The sequence below is a fragment of the Variovorax sp. AC103 genome (genome assembly GCF_979254005.1).
Genome location: NZ_CEEDFC010000040.1, coordinates 23515 through 33470, shown reverse-complemented (window position 1 = coordinate 33470; position 9956 = coordinate 23515). Strand labels below are relative to the sequence as shown.

8 protein-coding genes are annotated in these 9956 nt (G+C 65.7%); 3 read left to right on the top strand and 5 right to left on the bottom strand.

Features of this window, described 5'->3' with window-relative positions; genetic code table 11:
- Positions 1-268, top strand: a 268-nt coding sequence (locus AC0IYU_RS33800) for a hypothetical protein (RefSeq protein ID WP_472126472.1), incomplete at its 5' end; no start/stop codon positions are given.
- Between the two features lie 39 nt (positions 269-307).
- Here AC0IYU_RS33800 and AC0IYU_RS33795 read toward each other — a convergent pair.
- Complete coding sequence (locus tag AC0IYU_RS33795) at positions 308-2338, bottom strand: hypothetical protein (protein WP_472126469.1); 2031 nt, start codon at positions 2336-2338, stop codon at positions 308-310.
- Between the two features lie 277 nt (positions 2339-2615).
- Between AC0IYU_RS33795 and AC0IYU_RS33790 the strand changes: the two genes are divergently transcribed.
- A complete protein-coding gene (locus tag AC0IYU_RS33790) occupies positions 2616-2852 on the top strand; it encodes a cupin domain-containing protein (protein ID WP_472126467.1) in 237 nt (78 codons plus the stop codon).
- A gap of 269 nt (positions 2853-3121) precedes the next feature.
- Here AC0IYU_RS33790 and AC0IYU_RS33785 read toward each other — a convergent pair whose 3' ends face one another.
- From AC0IYU_RS33785 to AC0IYU_RS33775, 3 genes are all read right to left on the bottom strand, one after another.
- Complete coding sequence (locus AC0IYU_RS33785) at positions 3122-3595, bottom strand: nuclear transport factor 2 family protein (protein ID WP_472126464.1); 474 nt, start codon at positions 3593-3595, stop codon at positions 3122-3124.
- Between the two features lie 119 nt (positions 3596-3714).
- Complete coding sequence (locus AC0IYU_RS33780) at positions 3715-4860, bottom strand: sensor histidine kinase (RefSeq protein WP_472126461.1); 1146 nt, start codon at positions 4858-4860, stop codon at positions 3715-3717.
- Positions 4857-5582 carry a response regulator gene (locus tag AC0IYU_RS33775; protein WP_472126458.1) on the bottom strand — a complete coding sequence of 242 codons (726 nt, stop codon included), beginning with the start codon at positions 5580-5582 and terminating at the stop codon, positions 4857-4859. The genes AC0IYU_RS33780 and AC0IYU_RS33775 overlap by 4 nt, the downstream gene beginning before the upstream one ends.
- Before the next feature lie 139 nt (positions 5583-5721).
- Here AC0IYU_RS33775 and AC0IYU_RS33770 point away from each other — a divergent pair, with 139 nt between their 5' ends.
- Positions 5722-6114 carry a carboxymuconolactone decarboxylase family protein gene (locus AC0IYU_RS33770; protein ID WP_472126455.1) on the top strand — a complete coding sequence of 131 codons (393 nt, stop codon included), beginning with the start codon at positions 5722-5724 and terminating at the stop codon, positions 6112-6114.
- Between the two features lie 21 nt (positions 6115-6135).
- On the opposite strand, the gene putA is transcribed toward AC0IYU_RS33770, so the two are convergent.
- Positions 6136-9909, bottom strand: a complete 3774-nt coding sequence (putA, locus tag AC0IYU_RS33765) for a trifunctional transcriptional regulator/proline dehydrogenase/L-glutamate gamma-semialdehyde dehydrogenase (protein WP_472126453.1) — start codon at positions 9907-9909, stop codon at positions 6136-6138.
- Between the last annotated feature and the right edge of the window lie 47 nt (positions 9910-9956).

Genomic DNA, 9956 nt, shown 5'->3' with positions numbered 1-9956 from the left:
GGTTAGGGTTATCACGTGGGTCAGATTTAGATGGAAATCACCGGGCCAAGTGGGTCACTTCTGGATGGAAATCAACAAGGAGGTCTCAGAAACAGGCTCCCTTCGTCTTGGCGTTACTCATAAAAAGACGATGGGCATGTCAGATGGAAAGGAATGCACGAACATGGTGTATGACTTTGATCCCTCTGCGAAGCAGGTTCACTGCTTTCCGGTGCTCTCCTTTCCACCCGTGCGAGACACGATGATCGAAGGTCAGTTGGAAATCTAGGGGCCATCCAAGCTTCTTTCTTGCATCGTTTGAATCCCGTCAGGATTCGGGAGTGGCATCGTCAGGGCGCGCCCTATTGAGGTGCTGCCATGCGTATGCGTATTCCTCGTAAAAATCCCTCATAGGCGTTATTAGCCATCGAGTGCGCTGCAGCTCGTGAGAGAAGCTATCGTCATCGGTCGCCTGCTCCAGGAGCAAGAGGAACTGGAACAAGGACAAGCTCCACGAGCGTGAGTAAGGAAAGGCCGAATTGAAATTGGCTTCTCCAGCCAGACGAGCGGCCTCCTTCAAGCGGTCAAACCAGCGTTTCAAATCCTTCAACTTGCTCTGATTCTTCGAATCGACAGCTTCGAAAGCGGCGACAGATCCTGCCCTCAAGAACTGTTGCAGGAACTGACGATCGTGCAAGCTTCCAAGGTCACCGCGCGTAATCGATACCTTCAAGACTTCTCTGTCGGCCAGAGCAATCGTCTTTGCTCCGGACTCTGTCTGCAATGTGAGTACACCACCCTTTAGTAGCACGGCGTGACGCGCCATCGCTTGAGCTTGGGGTCGAACCAATGCTTGAGCCAGATCGACCAAGGCAACCAGATCGCTGCCTGACCTACCTTCACGCGTCAGCATCTTGCTCTTGAGCTCCAAGAAAATCACTTCCTTCTTTGTCTCCAGAGCAGCATCACACTCACCCTCCATCGCTGCCTGCTTGTACTTTCCATGAAGCACAGTCATGCCACGCTCGGACAACTTGTGGCGCACAAATTCCTCAAACATCGGCCCCAACGCCTCTTCGTCGAATTTCTTGTTTGGCCACGCGCGACGACACCAATCTATCGTCGCATTCAGAACTGCTCGCGCGGCCATTGGCGGTGGCTGCAAGGCGAATCGTTCATTCACGACAACGATCGGGCGAAATGCGGCGTCCACATCCGTATCCCTGGGAGGGAATGTGAGATTTTTATTCGCGCCTTCGAGGTGGCAGAAAACCTCCTTCATAAGGCTCGTTGCAGGTTCTCGATTGAGGTTGGTCGCGAATGCAGCAGTCTCCCCGTGGATCACACGGAACTCGTCAACAGGCGTCCTTTCGCATACATCCAAGAGCATGAGAGCGAGAGAGCGAATCTGATCTGCAGTTCCACCTGTCTTTCCTCTGAGCGAAGCGAACGAGGCATGACACATCATCCATTCGACATATTCCCGCACATGGGCAACCTTCGCTTGGGTCACGATAAAGACAGAGTCGTAGACCGTCGACTTTTGCAGTATCCCGAGAACGTCTCGTACACGGGCAAACATGAGATCAAACGGGCTCGACACCAGGTCTTGCAATGCAGTCGCGTTCGCTAAAAGTTTCACTAACTCATTCAAAGTCGCCGCCGGGTTCATTGCGGTAGGCGATAAATGAAAGTATCGAAGTCCGAGTTGATATAGGTATGCGAGCGGAATCTGAGGAACTGTTCCCTGTGGAAGGGTGTCCCCCGGACGTCCGAGGTTGAACCGGCCGGTGAAGGAACTCCATTTGGGCTTCATGGCGCCTGCCGCCGAAGTTGCCAAGGACCCTCCAAGGGATTTCGCAAGGACGTGTATGTCGTGAGCCAAACGGTTCAATTCAGAGCTTGAGACATTCATCCCTCCCTCTACCGGCAAGTCGATGCTGTACCCGTTACCACGCAATGCCACGATCGCGGAAGAAAGCGTCGACACGCGGACGTTTGCATGCCATCTATCGTCCATCGGCTGCCTGAAAATGCTCATCGCGGCGTGTTTTCGGGCTAGCGCGACGGCCTTGGGCCAATCGCTCGATGGAGTTTCTGCTCGCCCCCTTTTTCTCAGAGCCAACTGAATGGCGTCCGCCGCGCTCAAGTAGGGTTCACATTCCCCCTTCTCACACATGTACCGAAGACCTAGGTCTTTGATGACTTCGCGTATGTCAGCGAGAGCCTGATCGCTCTCCTTTGCCGTAAAACAATCTCCGATCTGAGCAAGGATCGACGCCTCGTCGAACTGACCGGCGTCGTTTTCTACTGGCGTGACATCGTTATCCACCAACGCCTTGAATGAACCTAGTTTCATCGAATTCCTGAATGGTGAAGATCTGCGCACATGCACTCGTCATTGATGCAATGCCTCGCTTTGATGAAAACCCATCTGTGATGCCGGATGGAGTTGGCATCAGCGAAAGTGGCTCGCGGCCCGGGAACCGATCTGGAAGTCAAGGATAGAGGATGCGCTTGCCCGACTTCAGTCGTCACTGCCTGACGCCGAGCGGCAACTGAGGATCATCGACCTGCCTCCCGAATCGAAGGATCCAGGGGAAACGCGGCGGCGGATCTAGGCTACGTTCGGCAAGATGTTCGACGACGCGCATCAAGACGACGCGGGGACAAAGAAACATCCTGGCATGCATCGGACAACAACGGTTGACTACGCGTTGATCCTAGAAGGTGAAGTTGTCGCGGTCCTGGATACGCAGGAAGCCACGCTTCGGGCCGGCGACGTTCTGATCCTACGCGGCACGAACCACGCGTGGGCCAACCGCTCGGACGCGGTGGCGCGCATCGCCTTCATCCTCATCGACGGGGCCTGAGCCGCAAACCGACGGGACATGAAAACAGCCCAGGCTGCCAATGCCTTTGAAAATGACTAGCTGAATTTCATTTTCGGAATCATCGAGAGCATTCGACTGAATCGCCTGGCGGTTTTCTAGCCCTTGTTTACGACAATGGCGCCGTTACCGCGGTCGCGACAGGGCGGTTTACGACATCGGGACATCGAGCTTACTTTTTAGTGTCCCGCTAAGCCGCATAGATGCCCAGAGGCGGTTGCCGACTTTATTGATGCAGATCACGCCCCGTGTCAGAACATCGTGTTGTCGTGCGCCAGCTTCTCCGGCACCTGCTGCATGACGTCCCAGTGCTCCACGATCTTCGCGTTTTCCACGCGGAAGATGTCGACGATGGCGGTTTCCGGTGCGCCCGGCGCGCTCACCGACTGCACGTGCAGCACCACCAGGTCGTCCTGCACCACCACGCGCCGCACGGTCGCCTTCAGCGCGGGGTTGGCCTTCTTCAGGTAGCCGTTGACGAACCCCTTCAGGCCCTCGATGCCGTCGGGCGAGCGCGGGTTGTGCTGCACGTACCGGGGGCCGATGTATTGCACGGCCGCATCGAAATCCTTGCGGTTGATGGCGGCCTCGTAGAACGCGAGCACTACCTCCTTGTTCGTCTGTTCCTGGGGGTTCAGCGCGCGCGCCGAGAGACTGGCCAGCGAAACGCACGCGGCCATCAGGAGTCGGCCGGGCACAGGGGAGAAAAGGGTCGTGAAGGTCATGGCGGCTGGCCGCGCGCGGCGGCATGCGAAGTTGAACGGGAAGGAGCCGCGATCTTTTCCTTCGAATGTGTCCGCCGCATCGCCGGTTTGTGTCGTGGCCGACACATGGCGCGCGTCGCTCAGCCGCGCGACAACACCACCTCGGCGCGCAGGCCGCCGCCCGCGCGGTTGCTCAGGCGGATGTGCGCGCCCTGCCGCAGCGCAAGCTCGCGCGCTATGTAGAGGCCCAGGCCGGTACCGCCCGTGTCCCGGTTGCGCGACGGCTCGAGCCGGAAGAAGGGCTCGAACACGGCGTCGAGCTGCGCGCTCGGAATGCCCGGCCCGCGGTCGTCCACCACGACGGCTATTTCGCCGGCCGCAATGCGCACCGACACGTCGGCCCGCCCGGCGTAGCGCACCGCGTTGCCCACAAGGTTGCCGATCACCCGGCGCAAGGCCGCCGGCTCCGCGCGCACGACGTCCGAGCCCTGCCCGGGCGGCGGCACCGTCAGGCCGACGGCCTGCCCCTGCTCGGCCATGTCGTCGGCAAGCGATTGCACCAGCGCCACGACGGCGGTGTCCTGCAGCGCCTGCGGCGTCCCCAGCGCATCGCCGCGGAATACGCCGAGCACGGTGTCGATCAGCGCGTCCATCTCGCGGATGTCTTCGACGCAGCGTTGTTGCAGCGCCTCGTCCATCCGGTTGTCCGGTGCGCCGAAGCGCATGCGAAGGCGAGTGAGCGGCGTGCGCAGGTCGTGCGACATGGCCGCCACCATCAGCCCGCGCGTCCTGAACTGCTCGTGCAGCCGGCGTGCCATGGTGTTGAACACCTGCGCGGCCTCGCGCACTTCGCGCGTGCCCCGGCGCTCGTCCAGCGCCGGCGAAGGGCGCCCTCCCACCACGGAGCCGCCCAGCACCCGCGACGCAGCCACCAGGTTGCGCACCGGCCGCGAGAGCCAGCGCGAACCCAGCCACGCGGCCAGCGCGATGACGGCGATGCGCACGCCGTAGTCGAGCAGCAAGCCTTCCAGCGGCAGGTCGACGCCCGTGCCGGTTCTAGTTTCCGTCGCCTGGGCGTTCGCGCCCGCATCCGGAACGCCCGGCGTGGGCGGCAGTCCCGGAAAGGCCGAACCGCCGGCGCCGGGCGCGCGGGCCGAGGCACCATGCCCGGCCGGAAGATAGACCGCATGAACCACCAGGTAGCCCGCAAGATGGCTCGCCACCAGCGCCACCCACATGAGCAGGAACAGGCGCTTGGCCAGGGTGTCGCCCAGCAGCGCCTTCATGGGGCGACCTCGGCATCGAACATGTAGCCTTCGCCGCGCAAGGTGCGGATCAGGCCCGGTGGGTTCGCGGCGTCGCCGAGCTTCTGGCGCAGGCGGGACACGCCAAGGTCGACGCTGCGGTCGTTCACCTCCACCCCCGCCGCCCGGGTGAGATCGATCAGCTGGTCGCGCGTGAGCACGCGTCGCGGCCGCGCCACGAATGCCGACAGCAGCCTGAACTCGGCCTGCGACAGCGACACCACCACGCCCTTGGGCGACGTCAGCTCGCGCCGCAGCCGGTCGAAGCGCCAGTCCTTGAAGCGCACGCTGTGCGCTTGCGCGGGCGAAGCGCTCGACGGGCCCGGTTCGGGCGGCGCGCCCTTGCGGATGCGCCGCAGCACCGAATGGATGCGCGCGACCAGTTCGCGTGGCTCGAAGGGCTTGCCGAGGTAGTCGTCCGCGCCCATCTCCAGGCCCAGCACACGGCTGGCCGGGTCGCCGTGCGCGGTCAGCATGATCACCGGCATGTCGTGCTGCTGCTGGACCCAGCGGCACAGCTGCAGCCCGTTCTCGTCGGGCAGCATCAGGTCGAGCACCACCAGGTCGAAGCGGGCGGCGGCCACGTGTTCACGCATCTCCCGTCCGGAGGCCGCCACCGCCACGCTCATTCCGAAGCGTTGCAGGAGAAGTTGCAGCGAGGCGCGAATTTCGGGGTCGTCGTCGACGACGAGGCAGTGAGTCATGGGGCGGTGTCCTGTCGTGCCACGGCGTTGGCCGTGGCTGGGGCCGAAGCTGGGGCACATTGTCGCCATGCCTGCGGCTGCGGTGCCGGGGCGCAGGCACACAATCGGCGGCTCGCAGCCCACCCCAAGGAGACCCTCCGTGAAGCCCCAACCCATCGAGTACGCCGCCGCCTCCGACGAAGTCAAGGCCGTCTTCGACGACATCAAGACCTCGCGCAACGTGCCCGACGTCAACAACTTCTGGAAGTACCTGGCCAACGACCCGGCCACGCTCAAGCGCACCTGGGCCAGCCTGAAGGAAGTGATGGCGCCCGGCGCGCTCGACCCGGTCGTGAAGGAAATGGTCTACCTCGCCGTGAGCGTCACCAACAACTGCGGCTACTGCATCGCCAGCCACCACGCGGGCGCCGAAAAGGCCGGCATGACGCCGGCCATGTTCGCCGAGCTGATGAGCGTGGTCGGCATGGCCAACGAGACCAACCGGCTCGTCAACGGCTACCGTGTGCCGATCGACCCGGCGTTCGACAAGTAACGGGCAAATCAGGCCCGGCGCTCAGCCGATCGTCATCAGGCTCGCGTTGCCGCCGGCCGCCGCCGTGTTGATGCTCAGCGCGCGCTCCACCACCAGGCTTTCGAGCGGAATGCCGGTGTCGCCCGGCGCGAAGGCGCGCACGCCGACGACGGGCCCGGGCCGCGCGGCCATGCGCTGCATCACGCCCGACAGGCCGTGCGCGCCGCCGTGGTACAGCGCGGCGTCGAACGCGACCGTGTTTGACGTCCAGTCGTTCGCAACGGCCACGCACTGCCGCACCTCGGCCGGCAGCGAGGCCAGCAGGCCTTGCGTGCCGGCATCGGCGGGCCAGATCGCGCTGCTGCCCACCGACAGCACGGCGGCCAGTTGCGTCAGCCGGTCCGCCTCGTCGTCGGCCAGGCACAGCACCGCTTCGCGCGGCACCAGCGTGTAGACGTTGCGTTCGCCGGTGGGGCCGGCCAGCGTGCGGGAACTGCCTGCGCGCGAATCGGCGGCAAAGCGCGCGCACTGCGCGGCCAGCGCGGTGCGCTCGGTGGCCTGCGCCCACTGCGACAGCGCCGACAGTGCGGCCCGTGGCGCGGGCGCTTCGCCCGGCACCGCGCGCGCCATCGCATCGTCCGGCCGCTTCGACAGCATGCGCAGCATGTACAGCGGCCCGCCGGCCTTCGGCCCGGTGCCCGACAGCCCTTCGCCGCCGAAGGGCTGCACGCCCACCACCGCGCCGACGATGTTGCGGTTCACATAGACGTTGCCCGCCTTCGCGTGTTCGACGACCTGCGCGATGGTCTCGTCGATGCGCGTGTGCACGCCCAGCGTGAGCCCGTAGCCCGTGCCGTTGATCTGCCCGATCAGCGCGCCCAGGTCGCGCCGGCGGTAGCGCACCAGGTGCAGCACCGGGCCGAACACCTCGCGCTGCAACTCGCCGATGCTGTCGAGCTCGATCAGCGTCGGCATCACGTAGGTACCGTGGCGCGTGTCGTGCGCGTATTCGCGGCCCTGGCGGAAGACCTTGCGGCCCTTCGCGCGCATGGCCTCGATGTGGCGCTCGATGCCATCGCGCGCGTCCGCGTCGATCACCGGGCCCACGTCCACGGCCAGCCGCGCGGGGTTGCCGATGCAGGCTTCGGCCATCGCGCCCTTGAGCATTTCCAACAGCCGGTCGGCCGCCTCTTCCTGCACGCACAGCACGCGCAGCGCCGAGCAGCGCTGGCCGGCGCTGTCGAAGGCCGAGGCCATCACGTCGGCGACGACCTGCTCCACCAGCGCGGACGAGTCCACGACCATTGCGTTCTGCCCGCCGGTCTCCGCGATGAGCGGCACCGGCACGCCATGCGCACCCAGGCGCTGCGACAGCGTCTTTTGCAACAGGCGCGCCACCTCGGTCGAGCCGGTGAACATCACGCCCTGCACGCGCGCGTCCGCCACCAGCGCCGCACCCACGGTCTCGCCCTGGCCGGGCAGCAGTTGCACCGCGGCGCGCGGCACGCCGGCCTCCCACAGCACGCGCACCGCCTCGGCCGCCACCAGCGGAGTCTGTTCCGCGGGCTTGGCCAGCACCGGGTTGCCGGCCGCGAGCGCGGCGGCCACCTGGCCGGTGAAGATCGCCAGCGGAAAATTCCACGGGCTGATGCACACCATCGGCCCGAGCGCGCGGTGCGTATCGTTGGAGAAATCGTTGCGCGCCTGCGCCGCATAGAAGCGCAGGAAGTCGACCGCCTCGCGCACCTCGGCGATGGCGTTGGCACAGGTCTTTCCGGCCTCGCGCGCCAGCAGGCCCAGCAGGCGGGGCATGCGGTCTTCGAGCAGGCCCGCCGCGCGCTCGAGCATCGCGGCGCGTTCGGCGGGCGGCGTTGCGGCCCATGTCGCGGCGATGCCCTGCGCCTGTGCGATGGCGGACTCCACATCGGCCAGCGTGGCTTGCTGCACGCGGCCCACCACGTCGCGATGGTCCGCCGGGTTCAGCACCTCGGCCCCGCCCAACGCGTCGTCCGGGCGGGCGTGTGGGCGGGCGTCTGGGCTGGCGTCCGGGCGGCCGCCAGGTTCGGCGAGAAGGGGCGAGGCGTGCCAGTGCGCATCGGCGCTGTCGATCAATGCCCGACCCAGCGCACGCAAGCTGTCGTCGTTCGCCAGGTCGAGCCCGCGCGAGTTCGCGCGCTGCGCGCCGTACAGCGCCGCCGGCAGCGCAATGGCCGGATGCGGCAGGCCGATGATGGCGCCTTCCAGCGCGCCCATGCGCTCCACCGTCGAGACAGGGTCTTCCACCAGCACATCGAGCGAAATCGTCGGGTCCGCGATGCGGTTCACGAACGAGGTATTGGCGCCGTTCTCCAGCAGCCGGCGCACCAGGTAGGCCAGCAGCGTCTCGTGCGTGCCCACGGGCGCATAGATGCGGCATGGCCGCCCCAGCGGCCCCACCACCTGCTCGTACAGCGGCTCGCCCATGCCGTGCAGGCACTGGAACTCATATTGGCCCGGTGTGTAGCGCGACGGGTCGGCCGCCGTGTAGATGGCGGCCAGCGTGTGCGCGTTGTGCGTGGCGAACTGCGGGTACACGGCCTCGGGCGCGGCCAGCAGTCGACGGGCGCAGGCCAGGTACGACACGTCGGTGTATGCCTTGCGCGTGTAGACCGGGTAGCCGTCCAGCCCGTCGAGCTGCGCGCGCTTGATCTCGCTGTCCCAGTAGGCGCCCTTCACCAGCCGCACCATCAGCCGGTGCCGGCTGCGCCGCGCCAGGTCGACCACGAAGTCGATCACGAAGGGGCAGCGCTTCTGGTACGCCTGGATCACGAAGCCGATGCCGTTCCAGCCCTCCAGCGCCGGCTCGAAGCACAGGCGCTCCAGCAGGTCGAGCGAGAGTTCGAGCCGGTCGGCTTCCTCCGCGTCGATGTTCAGCCCGATGTCGTACTGCCGCGCCAGCAGCGTGAGCTCGCGCAGCACCGGGTACAGCTCGGCCATCACGCGTGCATGCTGCGCGCGGCTGTAGCGCGGGTGCAGCGCCGAGAGCTTGATGGAGATGCCCGGGCCCTCGTACACCCCGCGCCCGGCCGAGGCCTTGCCGATAGCGTGGATGGCGTCTTCGTAGGCCACGCGGTAGCGCTTCGCATCTTGCGCGGTAAGCGCCGCTTCGCCCAGCATGTCGTACGAATAGCGAAAGCCCTGGGCCTCGAGTTCGCGTGCGTTGCCCAGCGCCTGCGCGATGGTCTCGCCGGTGACGAACTGCTCGCCCATCATGCGCATCGCCATGTCCACGCCCTTGCGGATCAGCGGCTCGCCGCCCTTGCCGATGAGCCGCGTCAGCAAGCTCGACAGGCCCGTTTCGCTGTGCGTGGCCACCAGCTTGCCGGTCAGCAGCAGGCCCCAGGTGGCGGCATTGACGAACACCGAGGGGCTGCGCCCCGCATGCGACTGCCACTGGCCGTGCGCGATCTTGTCGCGGATGAGCGCGTTGCGCGTCTCGGCATCGGGAATGCGCAGCAGCGCCTCGGCCAGGCACATCAGCGCCACGCCTTCCTGCGACGACAGCGCGTACTCCTGCAGCAGGCCCTGCACCAGGCCGGCGCGCCCGCTCGCGTTCTTGCGGTTGCGCAGCTGCTCGGCAATGCGGTGCGCAAGGGCGTGCGCCTGCGCAGCCAGGTCGGCCGGCAGGCGGGCCTGCGCGAGCAGCGGCGGCAACGCCTCGGGCTCGGCGCGCCGGTAGGCGCCGGTGATGGCGGCGCGCAGCGCCGAGGGCTCGGCAAGGCCGTCCGCGAACGCCGTGAAGGAAGAGGGCAGGGGGTCGGCGCTGAAAGTGCTCATGGCAAGGCTCTGTCTGGTGAGATGTTGAATGATCTGCGTCTTACAGC

Coding starts and splice junctions, on each gene's coding strand:
- AC0IYU_RS33795 (WP_472126469.1), bottom strand. CDS start 2,338: ATGAAACTAGGTTCATTCAAGGCGTTGGTGGATAACGATGTCACGCCA.
- AC0IYU_RS33780 (WP_472126461.1), bottom strand. CDS start 4,860: ATGAAGGCGCTGCTGGGCGACACCCTGGCCAAGCGCCTGTTCCTGCTC.
- AC0IYU_RS33790 (WP_472126467.1), top strand. CDS start 2,616: ATGTTCGACGACGCGCATCAAGACGACGCGGGGACAAAGAAACATCCT.
- AC0IYU_RS33775 (WP_472126458.1), bottom strand. CDS start 5,582: ATGACTCACTGCCTCGTCGTCGACGACGACCCCGAAATTCGCGCCTCG.
- AC0IYU_RS33785 (WP_472126464.1), bottom strand. CDS start 3,595: ATGACCTTCACGACCCTTTTCTCCCCTGTGCCCGGCCGACTCCTGATG.
- putA (WP_472126453.1), bottom strand. CDS start 9,909: ATGAGCACTTTCAGCGCCGACCCCCTGCCCTCTTCCTTCACGGCGTTC.